Raw genomic sequence first — 19,518 nt, 5'->3', positions numbered from 1 at the left:
ACGCATCGCATCTCCCATGCAATCATGTCACCCGAGGGCTCGCAGAAAGTTCCTCCCGAATCGTCCGTAGTCCTGTCCGTCGACGTCGCCGTCACCATCGAAATCGAATGCCGCGTCATAACCGGCTTGGCCTGCGGATTTTAGAAACGTCGTGCCGAATCGCCCGTAGTCCCGGCCGTCCACATCGCGATCACCATCGCGGTCGCCGTAGAATCGAAAGAACTCATCGGTGGCATCGCGGCCGAAAACATGGTCCCGCGGCATCGCACGAACCGAGTCGTTGGTCGATGTCACCCCCGTCGAACGCAAGATCAACTCGTAATTCCCATCGGCCAGTGAATTGCCCGAATCTCGCTGGATGACCGATGGACCGGGCAGGAATGTCAGTTCCAAGGCGGTCACTCCCGCGGAGTTGTCGATCTGGTAGGCAAACGTTTCGACCTCGCCCCCCGTCTCGCGGTTTCGCAGCGCGAGTGCTTCCCGTGGGACTTCCACGATTTGATTGAAGGTCACCTCCAGGGATGTCACAGCGGACCGACTGGCCGTTCCATCGTTGATCACCACGCGTTGGACGTCGATTTCCGACCGGTACGTGACGTCGAAGGTGGCTTGCTCGGTGCCACCGTCTTGATCATCGACCGTCACGGTGACCCGATAGATCCCGGGCGTTTCGAAATCATGTTCGATTCGGAATGATTTGTCCGCATCCAGGACAATCGGACGCCGAGTGCCGTCACCAAAATCCGCCGTGGCCAACCAAAGATCCTCGCCGGGATCAGTAAAACTTCCCGAGACCACGACGGAATCGGCATTCAGATCCTGAGAGCCTTGATCGAGCATCAGGTCCGGTTCGACGTTGGTCGCGAGTAGGACAAAGGGCGCCGTGGTGGCGCTGTGGGTTCCATCACTTGCGGTCGCCGTGATCGTGTAACGCCCTTCATCGGGCGGGGTGAATGACCACTGCGACGCATCGGGGCCGGTCTCCATTGCGCCTTCCGCGTTGGTCGCAACCCACGTCACCGATGTCACGGGGCCGGGCAGCCTGAATGAACTCGGGTCGACGACCAGGTCGATCGTCGCCCCTTCTTCGACGACCACTTGAGACGTAGCTTGAGACACCGGTGCGGCCGGTGCGGGCGCTGCAGACTGCGGCGGCGTCGCCGCGGAAATGACCGGCGACGACTGGTAGACATAGACACTGGCCGTATCAAAAACGCCGGGGTCGCTGTCGTACTCGAATCGTACGGTGTAATCACCGACTTCCTGCGGCGTGAACGAGGCCGACGTGCCGCTGCCCGACAGGTTGAATGCCCCAGGACCTGTGATGCGCCAATTGACGGCCGGCAGTACGCCGTCGCTCTCGGCGACAAACGATTGCGCCGTCCCTTGAGCAGCATGACGGTTCGGGCCGATGTCCAGCCGCCGCGTCGGGGACAAGTCAACGTTGGTATCTAAAGTGCCCGGAACGAAGAAGACACCCTTGGTGATCCCCATCCAGTCGATCTGTGAGGTCCCGGCATCGCCGATTCCCAAATCGCCGAAAACCATTCGATTTTCGTTGAAGCCGGCGAAGGTGATCCCGGGAAACGGAATGCCGTCCGGGTTCAGCAACACGTCGTCGCGGAACACATAAATCGCATCGGCATCCCCCGGTAGCTGCACGATCCGCCAGTCGTGCCAGCCGGTGTTGTCCATCGATGCGGTGAAATCGCCGAACTTGACCGTCTGGCGTCCGAGACTCAGAAACGCGCTTTTGGCGGTATCACGCGGGGACAAAGCCATGCTGAATGACCCCCGAGATCCTTCCGCCGGACCGGTCGCATTGATTCGCATTCGCATGAAAACGGTGTAGCCGGAAGCCACCGTGATGTCACTGGTCGCCCAAATCGTGGTGGTGTCAGTGTTGTTCCCGACACGTTGACCGTTGGACAGTGTCAGCAGACTTCCGCTGACGGTCGGGTTCTGAAAGAAGAGATCGCTTTCGGGGTTGAGGTCTTGCTGGCCGTTGCCATCCAGGTCGACGCTGGCGGGATCAAACGGATTGATTCCGAAGTCGTAGAAAAAGTCACCACCGCGTCCGAGCACGTAGGCATCATTGACCACACTTCCGTCACGAATCACCTGCACCGCGTGGACATCGGCCGCCAGCGACGGGGCGATCCGATAGGCGCCCTCCGCGTCGGTTGCCGTGCATGCGATCACGTTTCCGACAATGTCCAATAAATGAACGACCGCATTGCCGATCGGCTGGTCGGCGGCATCCACGACCGTGCCGTTGACGATCGGGCGAATCATCTCCTTGCCCGAGACGTCGCGTTGCGAGGGAACCCGAACATCCCATGGCTGAACAAGTTGGCTGGTGCGTCCCAACCCGTCGTCCGCAACGATCGTGATCGCTGCGTTTCCGTCGATGCTTCCGTCATACCGGACCTCCATTTGATCGCCGTCCAGACTGACGGCCACACCGGGACTGTTCGATGCCGCAGACACCTGCACCGTTTGGCCGTCCGAATCAATCCAGTTCGGGTCGGTGAACACGGCGTCGTCAATTTGGATCGAACCGGTCGAAACACGAACCGGTACCGATCCGGTTTGCAGCGTCCCGGTCTCGGTGCTGCCCAACGATCCATCCCACGCGCCCGCGGTTGCGTCGACCAGTGCCCGGCCGCTGGTTTCGTTCATGCGGTAAAACGCCTTCATGCGACTGTCCACAGGACGATTGGCATCGGCGCGGGTGGACAGGATCGCCGCAACCTCCGTGGCGAACTCGGACGGCGAGGTCCAAAACCCGTCCCAGACGATGAAGTCGTCCAGATCGGCGCGAATGTACTGCGAAGGTCCGTATCCGCCATTGGGAACATCCTGTTCGCGTCCCAATGTCAGTCCCGCGACATCCAACGTCTGGAGCACACGGGCGTCCATCCCCAGCAGCGACACCTGATCGACAAGCACGCCATCGATCCACAGCCCCAACGTCGGTGCGGCCGGATCGCTCAGGTCCCGTGCCAGCGCGACGTGTCGCCATTGCCCGTCAAACAAGCTGACCGACGGATCAAGGAGCACGTCGACCTCGTTCAACTGAACCACCAGCGTGTCTTGCGACCATCGCGACAGGAAGAAATCCTCTCCAGCGGCACTGACCGCCGAAAAGATCGCGTCGAACCCGGTAGACGTTTTCGGCAGGTCCGAGCGGTGCCAGAATTCGATCAAGAATGAATCGGCACCGTCCAAAATTTGTGGCGGCAATTCGACCACGTCGTCGTCAAATCCCAGAACCTGGCTACGCGCGGCGTCAAACGACAACGCCACGACTTCGGGCGTGACGTCGTTCGGAGTGAAACGGACATCCAGCTGGGGATTCTGCGCCAGTAGGATCGGAAGCATGATGTCGCGCGTCGTCGCGTCCAGCGGGGCGTCCAACACAGACAGCGACTCGAGCGCCAATTGCGGCGGAACTGCTTCTCGTGCCGCAAACGCATCGACCAGCACACTCGATCCGTCCAGCGTTTCCACACGCACCCGCATAGGCCCGTGGCCGGACTGGTAGCGGCCCAGGTTCAGCCACTGTTTGCCGCCGAAGGCATCCGATTGATTCGGCGACGGCGGAATCGATGCGTCCACGTCAACCGATCCCAGCACTCCATCGACTTCGCCGCGCGAATCGAAGATCGTGTAGGTCAGATTCGAGGGCACTTCATTGAGCGGCGGCCAAGTGACCAACAGATCGACTTCCGCTTCACCGACGTCGAACGTCGCGACCGCATGCGCACCATTGACTCCGACCAAGTAGTCGCCTTCCCAAGCGAAATCCGGCGAAATCGGTTGGTTCGACCATTGCCCAAACAACTCCAAGGCGGAATCACCGCCATCGACGACTCGAATCCCCAGCAAAGGCTCCAGGCTTTCGATCGGATTCCCATCCAAGACGACCTGTTTCAGCAGCGGCAATTGCAGCAGTGTTTCGGGATACTGAGTGAATTGATTTTGCCGCAGGTCGACGCGACGCAGGTTGGGAAGTAGCTCCAGTCCCGCCAGGTCACTGATTCCCAAGCCTGCCGCCAGGTCAAAGTACTCAATCTGCGCCAGTTCACTGGCATACCATGGCCGATGAAACACGGGATCCCCGACGGCGTTAACCGTCACCGGATGCCCCATCGTCTGGGCAATCGCGGCGCGAAGTCCAGGGCTCGTGACTTGCAGCGGGTCGACCAACGGATCGGCGGCCAACACGGTCGTCTCGTAAAACGCGACGTCGATGGTTTCATCAATCGATGGATCAAACGTTTCACGATCGACGGTTTCCCAAATGCTCTCGGTCAAGAAACGATCGGTTCCCGGGCCGCCGACCAAATGGTCCACGTCGCGACCACCGATCAGTTGATCGTCCCCCTCGCCGCCGAAGATTCGGTCGCGATCCTGTGTCGGATGGGACGCCCCCAGACGTGGCGCAAATGCTTCGATCACGAACCCGATCGACGTGTCACTTGACGTTGTTTCCGACCTGGCCACACGGATGTAATACAAACCCGCTTTCGCGTTGCGGAATTCCAATCGCGTCTGACCGCGTTGCAGTGGAACCCCGTCAGCGTCGAACCAATCCAGTCGCACACCTGGCTCCGCGGCGTCGGTTTCAATCCGCACGTAGTCACCCGCCGCACCGTCACCCGCGGTGATGATGCGGAACCAAGCCTGCTGTTGACCGGGTTGCAAGACAAACTCGTCTTGATCGCCGATTCCATCCAGGTCGCCGAACCGATCCGGCTGGCCGTCGGCACCCTGCACCAAAAACTGGTCGCGATTCTGAATCGGGTGCACGACCGACAGATCGATCGGCAGCGTCGTCGCGGTACGGCGACCGGGCAAGAATCTCGCCGCACCTTGGTCCGCCGAAACACCGGGCGTTCCGACCCACAGGTCATCCACACCATCGCCATCAAAGTCCGAGAGCGTTCCACCGAAACGCGATCCCAGTCGTTCGTTACTCGCTTGCCCCTCAAACAGACGATCTGCCGCGTTGATCGAGACAGAATCACCGATCGTGAATTGCCGCACCGTTTCGATATCAAAGAAGACACTCAATTGCCCGCGGCGGTTGGACTGAATCGTTGGTCGCGATCCATCCAATAGCACGACATCAGCAATCGGTCGCCCGACCACCAGATCAGCACGCCCATCGGCATTGAGATCGCCAATGGTCACGGTGAACGTTCCATGGTCCTCGATCGCGATCGCCTCCGACACCGCCCCTTGCGACACTTTCAACCAAGCCGGCGGCAGCGCCGCGGTTGCCGCGTTCCATACGCTTCCGCCGCGGTGGATCAGCGCTTTGCCGGCCAAGATGTTGTCACCCTCGATGCTGCGATAGATCACAAAGTCGTCGTATCCGTCGCCATCGAAGTCGCCGAGGGAATCGACGCGATCAACGCCGCCGGGGATCAACAGCAGGTGGTCGCGTTGGGTTGCCAAATTCACGTTGCCGACAAATCCACCCAGCAGAATGAACACGGCGCCGGTATCGTACGGTGCCTCGGGTTGCCCGAATGCCGGCGAACGAGAATCGAAAAGCGTTTCACTGGTCACCGCGATGTCATCCAGACCATCGCCATTGATGTCCCCGATGGCAAACGTGCTGAATGTCGCCGCGGTGTTGACCACATGGTTGGCGGGAGCCGATGTTGCGAGAGCAGACACATCGACCGAAAGAACGCTCTGGCCGGCAGCGGACGACGGTGTGTCAACGATCGCCACTCGATCGGCGTCTGCACCAACCAAGGAAATCAATAAATCGTCGCCGGAATCGCCGTCCACATTCAGCCATCGAATCTGTGACGACTCCGGTTGGGTGCCTTGCGCAGGAAAATCGTAGACTCGCTGAAACAGGGTGTCATCCGATGTCACACGCGCCGGCAATCCAGGTCCCCCCTCAAAGACACGGACATCCACGGCGAAACCAGACCCCGACGCCTCCAGTCGCTGTAATGCCAGGTCATCAACGGGATCACCTTGCAGATTGCCGCTTCCCATCGCGACGCGGCCATCCACTTCCTGCAAGCCACTGGGAAATGCATGGACCGAATCCAGGAAGGCGACAGCCGACAGGTTGTCGATCGTGGAATCCGCCGACTCCACAAACGGGCCGGCGACGAACACGTCGCCGTCGGCAGTGGCGAACACCATGTCGTCGTGGCCATCCCCGTTGACGTCGCCGATCGAACGAGGTGCCGACAACTCGACTCCGTCAACGCTCCCGAGCACCCCGACCGCGGCAGAAATCAGGCGTGGCTGGGGATCGAACAGGTCAAACGCCGCTTTCGCCAGACTCTCCTCGCGAGTGATCGCCATCCGCCAGGCCCGCGTCAGACGTCCCGTGTCGGGCAAGTCGATCGGTTCCAAAGGCGGCTCGGGGTTGCCCGGTCCGCCGGGGCGGACTGCCAGCGCTGCCCCAAAGACAACTGAGAAATTTGTCTGCCCCGGAGAAAAGAACGCCAGATCGCTGCGTTCGTCCCCGTTCAAGTCGCCGACGCTGCCGATCAGCGGTGTTCTGGTACTCCGGGCGATGGACGCGTCCGCTGGCAACAACCAGGAACGCTCATCGACAAAACGCAAGTGCGGGTTCGGTTCGGATCCACTCAAGCGGGCGATCAATTCGGCGTAGTCGTCCGAAAGAAAGACTTCCGCGGCGGGATAGGTCAAACCGTTGAAGGGAAGGCGTGTGAGGCGGGCCAAATCGGTCCGGCCGTCACCGCTGAAATCATCAATCGGAATCAAATACGGGATTGCAAACGAGGTCAGCGTCTGTGCCGTTCCCAGACCACCGCTGACAAGATAGCTGAGTCCCGATCCGATCGGAAAACCGAACGGTCCGAACTCTTCACGCCCACTGAGCACCGCGTCGTCGATCCCGTCGCCGTCAATGTCACCGGCCGCCAGAACGCGGCTGCCACGAAAGCCGTTGGCATCGGGACTTGCCAGGACACGGCTGGTCGCCGCCGCGATGCTGTCGGACGTGCTGCCATAGACGATCATCATTTGACTGTCATTGACTGCCGCGAAATCGGGCGCGCCGTCGCCGTTGATGTCACCGACCGGTCCATGCTCCGTCGCGCTGAACGCGAACGTCCGTGTCGCGTCGGCAAGCGTCAGTGGTGCCGCAAACCAGTCAGCCCGTGATTGGCCTTCAAACACCAACGTTTGGTCGGCGGCTCCTTCTTGACGGTACGTCAAAACGAGTTCGTCTATGCCGTCTCCGTTGAGGTCGCTGACGCCGCCGCCCAGAACTTCGTTCACCGATTCGCTTTGGCCGGACAATTCCAACACACGGTCAGGGTGGTTGGTGTCGCCCGGCGCCAGCGAATCGACGATCGTGTTCCCACCAAAGTAGATCACCAACTGGGCCCGTCCGTTGGACTGGCTGCCGATCACAATGTCGCTGTTGCCATCACCGTCGAAATCGCCCGGCGTCCCGATGATGGCAATGTTCTCATCACCGCTGGCGTTGAACAGCGTGCCCGGCAACCTCAATTCGGTCAGCGGGCTCCCCACCAAATCCTCGGCCGTTGGATCCCAAATCGTATTGGGGCCGCCGTAATACAGATACGCGAATCGAGACGTAAAGAAGTCGGTCCCCAACACGCGATCACGCGACGTCAAAATAAAATCTTGGAATCCGTCCCCGTTAAAATCGCCTGCGGGAACCACGATGCCGCGTCCGCCCGCACCACTGCCAAAGTCGAACGTATCGCGAATCAATCCGTCACTGTTGTCCGTACTGAGAGCGTCGATCGAAACCTCACTCGTCGCATCGGGCGCTTCCTCAAATAGGATCGCATAATCGATCGCATCCCCGCTGGTCACGGTTCCCCCGAGTTGCGCGGGATAATCGACGATCACGAAATAGGCTTCCGCGACACCGAACCAATCGTCTTCCACGGGCTCCCAGATCGGCTCGGTTTCGCTGCCGATGTTTTGCGCCGCGACGGTTTGAAATGCGATCGTGTTCGCCGTCATTTGGCCGTCGATCACCTGGACGATGTTCAACCGATCGGAGGGCTGGCTGACGCTCGGCTGCCCGGCGAACGTCCGTTCATTGAGCGGCTGGAACAAATAGACGTCGCGTCGGTCGCCCAGGTGGAACGAAAGGTCGCTCGCGGAATCGCCGCCGACCAACGTCAGCGGAGCTGCGAACTGGAAGCGGTCGTTGGCCCCACTGACGTTCCCACGCGACACGAACTCCAACCGGTCCGGACGGCTTGTTCGGTCGCCGGAAAGCAAATCATTGTCGCTTCCCCCATCGAGCACGTCGTTGCCGCCGCCACCGGCCAGAAAATCAATTCCGTCGCCGCCCAGCAGCACGTCATCGTTGGGGGTTCCCGAAAGCCGATCGTTCCCATCACCGCCGATGATGCGTATCGGCAACAGATTTCCGCCGCTGGCCTGCAGATCACCTTCAGCCAGCCCCCACTCGGACGCATCGCCCTCGAAACGATACCCCGCATCGCCGCGAAACTCGTCGTCGCCGGCGCGCAAATCGAACACCAGATTTTCCAGACCGACGGTTGTGAAAAAATGATAGCGTCTGCGGAGTGGTGCACTCGGGTCGGACGGGTCAATCGAATCGACGGCAAAGTTCTGGTTTGCTGCGTCCCAGACCAGTGACGACACTTCGTAACGCTGTAGCAGTCGATCGATCCGCAGCGAAACCACGTCGTCAATCGGGCGACCAGAATCATCCAGGTCGCCACCCAAAAAGACCACGCTGTCCGATCCCACGCCTCCATCGAATCGATCGCTCTGCGTCGGCAGGAATGTCGTGCTGGTGCCTCTCAGAACCGGCAATTCGTCCGGCAACGTTTGAAACAAGTCGTCGCCCCGCTGTCCGAACAGCAAGTCGCTCGCCCCGCGATCGTTGCCTCCCGACAGAATGTCATTGCCGGGACCGCCGAACACAAAATCTTCACCCGGGCCGCCTTGCAGCACATCGTCACCGCGTCCCCCGAAGATCACGTCCTGGCGTTCGAATTGCACCTCGGCCGACAGATCGGACACGATCGGTTCAAGTCCGTCTCCGAAATCCACGGTCAATTCGTAAATGGTGGGTGTGGAGTTCGACGAAACCTGAACCGAGTAGTGCGTCAGACCGTCGCGTGTTTCTTCCACCGTCAATTGCGCCTCGATCCCGTCATCGGCCGAGAGACTGGCAACCCGAAGAATCGGGCTGAGTGATTGAGGAGCTGCGAAGCGATAGTAGTCCCGATCCTCCGGCGAATCGATCGTCAATCCGGCAAAACGGATGCTTCGTGTCAGTACCGAATCGACCATTGCCGTCGCCGTGTTCGGCAAACCGAGTTGTGTGTGGGCCGCGTTTTTCGGCGCAATTGAGATCGCCAACCGAGAGGGATCGGAAATCACCAGCGTCGAAATTGCGATCGCGTCGCCGGCACGTGTCGCAACCACACGCCCGGCAGCGTCCGTCTGCCCGATCGCTCGATTGATGTCGTCGATCAGGTCCGTCAAATCACGGTTGGGCGAAGTCCCCTGCTCGGTTCCGTCGGTCATCGACGCCGCGACATCGACGCGGATGTGATCCTGAAAATCATCCAGAATCAAATAGAACGTTGCATCGTCGATCAATTGTCCGTCGGTGACATTCACGCTGGAGCCAACAATGACGGGCGTCCCCTGCAACGCGAATGGAGCGGACCGTATTTCACCCATCGCATCAAGGGTCTCTACCGCGGAGTCGTTGCGACGATCGATCGGATCGGTCTTGTCGATCAAGATGCTGCGTCCCGACTCGATCGTGACTTGGTCGTTGCCGTCTCCGGCATCGATCCAGACGGTTTTTTGAACCGTCGGTCCCACGTTGACAATGTCGTCGCCGGCGAGTGCGTCAATGATGATCGCCCGGAAATCGTCTTCCGGCGGAAGCAAGCGGCTGAGAGAATTGCGGTCGTTGAAGGTTTGATTGAGCGACTGGGCGCGGATGATCGGATCCTCCACCGCCAAATCGCCTCCGGCGAAGACCACGTCGGGATCCCAAATCAGGTTTCCCTCGCCATCGGTCGCGGCAAAATCCAAACGCACCTGAGCATCAAAGCTGAACGAACCGTTGTTATTCGTCAAACGCGTGACCAAGTGATGGCCCTGCAGAATCCCCGGTTCGGTCACGTAACTGACGGTGATCAGATCGCTGGTGTTTGTGCCACCGACATACCAGGCCTGGTTGGTGCTTTTTGCGTACTCCTTCCAGCCATCTCCCGCATCGCCGCCGTCCAGCGATTCAAAGGCTTCACCGGTGCGGGTGAACAATTGGTTGTTGCCGTCGCCGCCATACAGCAAATCCAGTCCCGTCCCGCCGAACAACCGATCATCGCCGGGGCCGCCGATGATGCGGTTCAACCCGGTGTCTTCCAATTCACCGGTCTGGGGATCGACGATCCCGAACGGATCGTCAGCGGCGGGATCATCGGACCAGGCATACAGCGCGTTGGTGCCTTGGCCGCCCAGCAAATCATCGTTTCCTCCGCCGGCGAAGATGACATCGTGATCGGTGACGCTGCCATCGCCGGGGCCTTGGTCGCCCCACAGCCGATCGTCACCGGCGAGTCCACGGATCACATCGCTGCCACGTCCGCCGTCGATTCGGTCGCGCGCGGCCGAACCGATTACCGTGTCATCGCCCGGCCCGGCGTCGATCACCGTCACCCAATCGCGGCTCCGCTGCGACAGAATGGAAAGGTCCAACGATGGATCAAACGTGACCGTGTCGTTTCCCAATCCGGTCGACAGACGGAATTGTTCCACCAACGCGACCGTGTCCCCATCGGCGTTCACCTTCGTCCATACGGATTCGATTTCGGTGTCGACCCGCGTGGCCGGGTTTGCCGGATCGGTGAATGTGGTCAATGTGACCTTCATCCGACCGTCTGCACCGGCGCTCAGCGTGATGATGTCGTCGCCGGCCGTGCCATTGATCAGCATCACATCGGTGGCGTTGTCATCGGGGCTGCCGTCGCCGTGACCGTCGAACACCTCACCACCGAGCACCGAATAGGCCGGATCGACGTCCAGTACCAAGAAATCGATTCCGCCGCCGCCGATCGAGGTGTCCATGCCGTCTTGTCCCTCGATCCAGTCTGCGTCGCCGCCGCCGCTGAGCTGGTCGTTGCCACCGCCGCCGTACAATTGGTCTTGTCCGCCACCGCCATGTAACGTGTCATTGGCTCCGGCGATCGACGCGTTGACATTTCGCGAGTAGCCCGGACCGACAGCCCAATCACCGCTCAAGAAATCCGGTCCCGACTCACCGACCAGCAATTCGTTACGAACGTTGCCGTACAAGAAGTCGCCATCGCCGCCTCCGAATAATTCGTCGCCTTTTGCATCAACCGGCGTTGTCGTGGCCGCCCAAGCGTACAGCGAATCGACATCGTCGCCGCCGAACAACCTCTGTCCGTCGGTGGACCCCGCGGCGGTTCCCCCATCGCCATACAAGGTGTCGCGTCCTGCGTCACCATAGATTTGGTCGATCCCGAGGCCCCCGTGAATCGCGTCCGCCCCCGAGCCGCCGCGAATCACGTCGTCACCGTCGTTGCCGAAAATGTTTTGATCGTTGCCCAGTCCACCGTCGATGTAGTCGTGACCGCTGCCGCCGAACAGATCGTCATCGCCGCCACCGCCGAACAGCCAATCGCTGTCATCTCCGCCGCGCAGGATGTCGCCGGCGTCTGCAAATTCGCCGCCGACGCTCAACCCGCCAACAACCGTCGGCGTGATCAATCGCGGCAGCGTATAGCTGCTGCCGCCAAACGCGGTGGCCTCGTCGAACCGCGGCGGTTTTTCAAACAGGTCTGTCTGTGCGGGATCGAAGTTCGATGCAGCGTACGCGGCCAATCCGCCCCAGATCAGATCACGTCCCGGACCACCCTTCAAATCGTCGGCGCCATATCCGCCGCTGATGACATCGTTTCCCCGTGACCCGTGGATCGTGTCGTCCCCGTCTCCGCCGGACAGGATGTTGGTCACCGTTTCGGCCGCACCAAGTGCATCGTCATCGGCAAAGATCAGGTCATCGCCGTTTTCACCGTCGATGTCATCGCCGCCGAGACCGCCGCGGAGCAGATCATCGCCGTCGCCGCCGCGGATCACATCGTTTCCCGTACCACCGCTGATCGAGTCCCTCCCGGCACCGCCACGCAGGATGTCGATTCGTTGGCCGCCATTGATTGTATCGTTGCCCGCGCCGCCATCGATTTCGTCCGAACCCTCCTGCCCGGTCAATTCATCGTCGCCCTGTCCGCCAAAGACGGAATCGTTGCCACGGCCACCTTCGATTTTGTCATTTCCGTCACCGCCGCGAAGCAGGTCATTGCCGCGGTCACCGAAAATCTGGTCGTCATCACCGTCGCCGTCGATTTCGTCATCATCGAAACCGCCATGCAGTTCGTCACGACCAGCGCCGCCTTGGATTTGATCGCGTCCGCGGTCGCCGTCGGCGTAATCCTCTCCTGCGCCGCCGAGAAGTGTGTCGTCGCCGGAATCGCCGATCAGGACATCGTCGCCGTCACCGCCGTCCAGCAGGTCGTCGTCGTTTCCACCGGTCAGTCGATCATTGCCAGCCTGGCCATAGAACGTCGTTTGCCCGCCCCCGGCACTCAATTGATCGTCGCCGGTTCCTCCGTGTATCGTGACGGGCACAAACACATCCGGCGCGATCGTGACGATGTCGTTTCCGTCGCCGGCATGACCGACGATCGAGCCGACGCCAAAGAATTCGCCGCTCTGACGGCCCTGGCCTTGAACGATGATCGAACCCGTCGTCGTGCCCGGCAGCACCTTGTAGTTGTCATTGCCTTGGGTGAATTGGATCGTCAACACGTCGCCGGCTTGAATCGCCAGCGGCGAGGGCGCCGCGGCGGTCGGACGAGCGAGTTCAAAATCCAACAGGTTCACCCGCGCGATTTCAAACTCATCGCGAACGAAAAGGACGCGATAAAACGCCGTCAGCCCCGCGTCGACTTTTCCGCTGACATCGAACAGATGGATCGGCCCGAGAGCAACGTTGTCCGCAATCTCGCTCGCACGCACCCGACCGTCTCGGTCGATGTCGTGCAGGTCGAAGTTCACGTCGGCGAAAACGCCACCCTCGATTCCCGCTTCGGCCAACAACACATTGACACTGGCGCCAGCCGTCAGCGCCCCACGCAGGTAGGCTTCGGGAACATCCGCTCCCGTCCCGTCCGCTGCGGACCGGTCGCTGACAAAAAAACCGTCGACCAGACTGCTGACCAACCCGCTCTCGGTGAACTTTCGAATTCCCGAGGTGTCCATCCCGAACGCAAAGTCGGCGACCGCTGCGATCCGCCCCCCGAAGTTGGCAAATAGAGCCGGGATCGGCGTCGGAAACGATTGCGTGTAGCTGAAATCTACTCCCAACGCCGGTGCGTCGTAAAGAAATAAATCCACGTCTTTGCCCAGCAGCAGCTTGAAGGCCGACGTTGGATTTTCGATCAGCGGAAAACTCAGCTCGCCCTTCGCGCCGGCCAAGTTGTTTTTGAAGCCGCCGCCGGGGGTTTCGCCTTGTCCCAGTGAACCCAACGCATCCATCACCACTTGAGATCCGTCGACGATCGACAGGTCCTTGCTGATCGAATTCGGACTCTGGCCAGGGGTAAATCCTCCCAACGCATCCGGGTCGACCTCGAAACTACCCAGCGCGACCCAACGATTCGAATCGCTGAATGATTCCGGCCCGGGCAGACTGAGAATCAGATTGTTGACGTCGATGGCGGATTGCAAAAAGTCTGCGACGTCGGCTTTGCCAAATAGCCTGGCCAAATCGATCAACGTCACATCTTTGCCGCCAAGGTCACTGATCACCGGCAACCGTTGTTGCAGCACGTCGATAATCGGCTGAACCGGCCGCAGCACGTCCTGCACTCTTCCCAACATGTCGCCGACGAACCCGCCGAAGAATTCGCCCAAGTTCATTTCAACGTTTTGGAACTCGACCGTCAGCGGCTGCACACCCGATGCGCTGCCGAATCCCCAGTTGACCGCCAGATCGGTACGCAAGCTCGGCAGAATGCGACTGTCACCCACGCCGGCGACCAGATGCAGATTGGCTTGTGCGTGGGCATTCAACTGATGATTGACCAGCGTCGAAAAGTCGCTGGAAAACATCTCGCCCAGCGTCAAACGGCCGTCACCGTTTGGATCGTTCAAATCGACTTCAAAGCTGCCGTCGAAGCGTGTTTCGGGCAACCCGGTTACCGGATCGATCCCGCTGGTCGCATCGATGTTCAAAAATGCCAGCTGACCCCGCGCATCGAGGTTCGGAATCGATGCATCGAAACGGACGGTCAAATCCGTGTCGGCGGTGTCGATGAAGAAGCCTTCGTTGATACCGACCCCGAAACCGAGATTGAACTCGAACCCGAAATCCAACTCGACCGTCGTGTCACTGAGGCTGAGATTCAATCCCGGCAACCCCAAATCAAAATCGATCGGCACTTCGACGGTCTTTAGTGCACGGCCAAGTTTGACGTCGAAATCGACACGGTTGTTGGCCAGAATGTCGCTCGTGGCACTGACCAGGACATCGTCGACGGTGACCCTAGAATCGCTGGTCGAATCCTGCAGGATTTCCAATCCGTTCAACGCGTCAAAGATCGCCGACTGCACGACCGAGACACCCTGGCCGGCCAACCCATCGATGTTTTGTAACACCGATTGTTTGATTTCATCCAAAAAGTCGGCTTCGTCAGCGAGTGCCTCTCCGATCAGCGGCAGCGGCACCCCCAAAACCTGGCCCCGCATCGTGTCCGTCAACAGGTCAAAGGCACCTTCCCAACCGCCAACGAGTGCCAGCAGGTTGTCGCCGATGTTGCCCAGCTGATCGATCCGATCTTGGATTTCCGTTTGCACTTCCGCCAAGTTGAACGTCGGCGCCGAAGTCAAATCCGTCGAACTGATCACCAACGTCACCGGCGCGCCGACCGGAAACTGGAGGGGTAGATTCGCACCGGCGGTTCCGGTGGCCGATGTTTCGAGGTCCAGCGATTCATCCGAAAAGAAATAACGTCCATCGGCGTCATTGAACGTCAACGCAAACTCAGCCGGGCCGATACTCGCGTCGCCGTCGACAATTTCGACTCCCAGCGGTCCGAGTGACGCTTCGAAATCGATGTTGGCCGCGTTTGCGTTTGCAGTCAGACTCAGTCGGCTGCCTCCCGCATCGGTGTAAAGAAATGGTTTCACCCCGGCGGCAGAGACTTCCATTCCGAGTGACAGTTTCGCGTCGGCTGCCGCGGACAACCGGAGCGTGGACGAACCACCGACGTCGACCAAGTCGCCAATGCCGGCCAGATTCAGATCACTCAAATCCACCGCCAACGGGAATGACGTTTCGATCGATTTGCCGAGGTCCAAATCAAACCGCACTTCGACCGGCCCGCCCGGTGGCGTCAGGATCGAGATTCGGATCGCGTCTGGTTCAAGACCGAGTGTCTGCTCCAGTTTTGTCTCCAACCCTTGCAAACTGCCCGGGCCGGCTAATTGCAACACATCCAAGATTGATGCAACGCCACCGAGAAACTCGTCCATGTCCTTTTGGCTGACATCAACATCCGGCAGATCGACTTGAAAATTGAAGTGCGTTTCGAAAAGGGCGTTCAAATCCGGTAACGCAACCACGCCGCCGGAGGCATCGCGAACCTGAGTCGAATCGCGAAAGAATCCGAACAGTTCGGGCAACGAGATCGCGATCTCGGGAAAATCGATCGACGGCGGATCGGCGGCCGACGATGAAAGTTGAACCATCCGATTGACGCCTGCACTCAAGACGTCCAAGGTGGAACTGCCAATGCGATCGATCGACGCCAATAAATCGTCCAGGAACTTTTGCAGTCCGATCGCTTCGGGCAAGCTGACGTCCATGAACGGCAATGTCAGCCCCTCGGCCGACAACAGCTGACGCAAACCATCCTTCAGTCCATCCAACAAGTCTCCTGCGTCGACATCCACCAACTGTTCCAAAACGTCGTCGATCGAACCGCGGATGTCGGCAACCAAATCTCCACCGAACTGATCGATGCTGGCGATCCATTTCTCACCTGGGGCTCCAAAATCACGCCCGCCGACACTGCCGATGACCGGCAATTCAAATTGAATCAACCCGCTCAGCTCGGCCTCGGCAGCGAGCGAGACCCCCTCTTCAAGCGACGCGAACAGATCGGCCGGTGTCATTCGGGATCGGGGAAGGCCGATTCCTGCGTTGACGACGCTGGGCAAGAAACGTCCGCCGACAATACTGACTTCGGTAAAGCCCAGGTTGGCATCGGCCGAAAAATCCGCGTGGGACAATTCGATCGCCCCCGACAGAATCGGCTCGCCGTTCGTTTCTTGCACGAACAGGTGGTCCGCGATCGTGTCGCCATGCAGTGGCAATCCCTCGATCACCGCGGCCGAGCCGTCTTCGGTCGTTTCAACGTCGCCCAAGATCCCCAGCCCCAGACCGGCCAACGAGTCGCCTGCTGCGCGGATACTCAGTGCCGAATCGCCTTCGCTGCGGTCGACAATCCGCAGCGCGACGCCTTTGCCATTGTCTTGCCGAATCGAAACGGACAACTGGGGTGAAACGGCATCCAGTGCCGCGATCACATCCCCGAGTGTCGACATGCCGTCCAGGTTGACGGATTGCTCCGTCCCGTCTCGCAAGGTGACGATCAAGTCGTCTTGGCCCGATTGGATCATCACGCCTTTCCCACCGTTGATCGCGCCGGCGGTGCCTTTTTCGATCGACGTCGCCTCGGTGATCGAAGCGGAACTCGCACCAAGCGGCGTCAGGTCGACGCCAAATTGAAAGCTTCCGCCCACGGTGGCCGAGAGCAAGAGCGTCGCGTCGGAGGTGACGCCCACCAAATCGCCCAGCTCGAGATCAAACGTCAGATCGGCGTCGAGTGTTTCAACCAGCGGTGTCAGTTGCAGATCAAAGATCAGGTCGTTGCCGGTGTAGCTGACACCGGTGATCAGCGGCGAGAGCGCCAGAAACTCCTGAGCGGTTGCAAACTGCAGTTGCCCGTCTTGCTTGAGCAACGACAGCACCTGGTCTTCAAAGAGCGTTCGAAAATCAACCAGTTCGCTGTAGTGTCTGCCCCCGGAAAGTGGAATCGCGTCGCCAAGCTTCTCATCGACAAAGTTCCCCAGCCACTGGGAGACCTGAGCCAGCCCGCCGGCAAACGAGTCGGCAGACATGTTGTTGAAGGGAGCAACCGCGTCGATGTTGATCGGTTGAAGTTCTGCGTCGCCGGAAAAGACGTCCGCATCAGAAACCGCTACCCCGAAAGTGCCCGTGTACCCGCTCGACCCGATGGATCCCGTGACCGACAGGTCGGCGTTTGCGGTTCCACCGGCCGTCAGAGCGATCGCGGCGCTCGCCAGTTCCGATGCGGCGACATGCCCGCCGCCGGCAACCGCCGTGTCCAACGTTGCTGCCGCATTGAAATTGCCGTCGGCGGTAACGGACAAAAATCCGAATTGACCGTCGAGAAACCCGATCGATTGGTTGCTGATCTCAATGCTCTGCTGAACAGGATCGCCCGTCGTCCCGAAGGCAACCGAGAACGCATCGAGTGGCGACGCGGTCGCAGCTCGATCGATTCGCACGTTCAGCGGTATGATGCTGGATGTTTCCAGATCGATCGTGGGCAAGGCGTCTTCGGCAACCGCCAAACCGCCCTCAGTTGCCGCTCCAGCCAGAGTGATGCGATGACTGGAGGTTTGTGTTTGTTCAACGCGAAGGCCGAGTTCGATTTGCCGGTCGCGGTCGGTATCGCCCGGTGTCACCGTGACACCCTCGACGCGATGAAGCGCCGTGCGGACCTGATCCCAACTCGGGCGCGGATTCGATTGCAGTAGGCCTTCGACCGTCGATTGCAGTTTTGATTTCAACAGCGTGTCGATGTCGGTCGCCTGTCCAAGCGTTGTGTCAAGCAGCGGCAGTGAGCTGGAAAACTCCGACTGCGATTCCAAACGCGACCCGAATTGGGTGACTGCGGCAAATCCGTCCCGCAGCGTTTGACTCATCGCATCATGGCGGGCGTCGACTTCGTCAAACGCATCCAGTGTCATCAAGACGGGACGGCCAAACTCCGGTTGCGAGGCGATGATCGTCGGTTGACCCGCGATCAATTCGCCGGTCGCCAATGCGACAGGTAATCGCACCCGCACATCTTGCGAGCGTTCGACGTCGAGTGTGGGATTGGACAATTCCGTGGCGGTCAGCTGCATGCCACTTTTCGATGTCTCAATGTCCATGTGCACGACGGCTGCCAAGCCACCGTCATGGGTATCCAATCCGATCAGGCCATAGTCCAGCGTCGGGTCGAACGCGTTGGAGTTTGACGTTCCATCGGCAAACCCCAACCCTTCCCCTTCGTCGCTATTCCACCGCAGGCTTCGGATCTGTGCGGAGGTTGATTCGATCGCCAGTCGGCCCCCGGTTTCAATGAAGCGGAGATCGCCCGCCAAGCCGGCGTCGATCAACGGCTGACGTATCGCTTCGTTAAGTCGTTCGGTCAGCGGAGTCAGATTTCCGTCGGTGTGTGCCGGCAGTGTCGCCCGGACCGCGATGGAGTCGTTGACCAGTAGCGAAAACTCAATCGGCCGGTCGACCAAAGCCGGATCGGGTGCGTCGTCGGTTGCCGTCAGTTGCACGGTGTCGCGGACGTCCAGCGTGAGTGATTCGATGGTCGCGAAAAACTCGCCGGACGCATTGACGCCGAATTCGAATTCATAATCAAACGAAAACGTCGCCTCACGCGATCCACCACCGGTCAGCCGCAACGCGTCGTGGTTCAAATCGGGCGTGTAGTCGACCGTTTTGGTGGCATACAGCGCCGTATCGAACGTCAGTGTGCCGTTGTCCGATTCGACCGAGGTCGCACCGGTTTCAAACACCAACCCGTCACTTCCACCGGAAAGCCCCTGGATAAACGCGACAACTTCATCGGAGGTTGGCACGGCCGTGTCGGTGACGAACATGGCCAACGGGTCGGCGAACTCGGTTTCGATCAGCGACCCGAAATCGAATTGCTGCCCCCAAGTCCCTCCCACCAGGGACAGCGGCTCGTTCAGGGATCCGAGCGAGGCGACTTGTGCCGCGTGGTCCGCCAGAGCATCCAAGCCTACGTCGAGTGCGGATTGCTGGTCGGGCGAAAGCGGATCGGCGGCCAACAACTGTCGTTGCTCCAGCTTTTCGACCGTCCGGCGCCGTTTTTGACGCGTTTGGCGACTCTCGGGACGCGGTGCGGAGGGGCGTGCGGAGCGTTTCCGGGAGGACCCAGAGCGGTGCTGGAACAGCATGATGAAGTCTTTGAGGCAGTTTTTTTTTCGGTCGAAATCAGCGTCGGGCCCCGCTTGGGGCGGCCGCGAGTGTATCTCCACTGCCTACCTGCGAGAAAACCTTTGAAACCCCTTCAGGAATTTTTGAGTTTTTTTCATGACGCGATTTTTGAGGTT

At 59.9% G+C, this 19,518-nt stretch carries 1 protein-coding gene; it reads right to left on the bottom strand.

Annotated features, from left to right (window positions below; translation table 11 throughout):
- Nucleotides 1-27 precede the first annotated feature (27 nt).
- Nucleotides 28-19,362 (bottom strand): PKD domain-containing protein, encoded by a 19,335-nt coding sequence (locus tag H1B37_RS18540; protein WP_182868153.1) that lies wholly within the window; start codon nucleotides 19,360-19,362, stop codon nucleotides 28-30.
- Nucleotides 19,363-19,518: the final 156 nt, after the last annotated feature.

The organism is Stieleria mannarensis, assembly GCF_014154935.1.
In the GTDB taxonomy this organism is placed as follows: domain Bacteria; phylum Planctomycetota; class Planctomycetia; order Pirellulales; family Pirellulaceae; genus Stieleria; species Stieleria mannarensis.
Note: the sequence above shows the minus strand (reverse complement) of the source record. Positions and strands in the feature narration are given on the sequence as shown.

Excerpts from the sequence above, each read along its gene's own strand:
- H1B37_RS18540 (WP_182868153.1), bottom strand. The coding sequence starts at position 19,362 with ATGCTGTTCCAGCACCGCTCTGGGTCCTCCCGGAAACGCTCCGCACGC.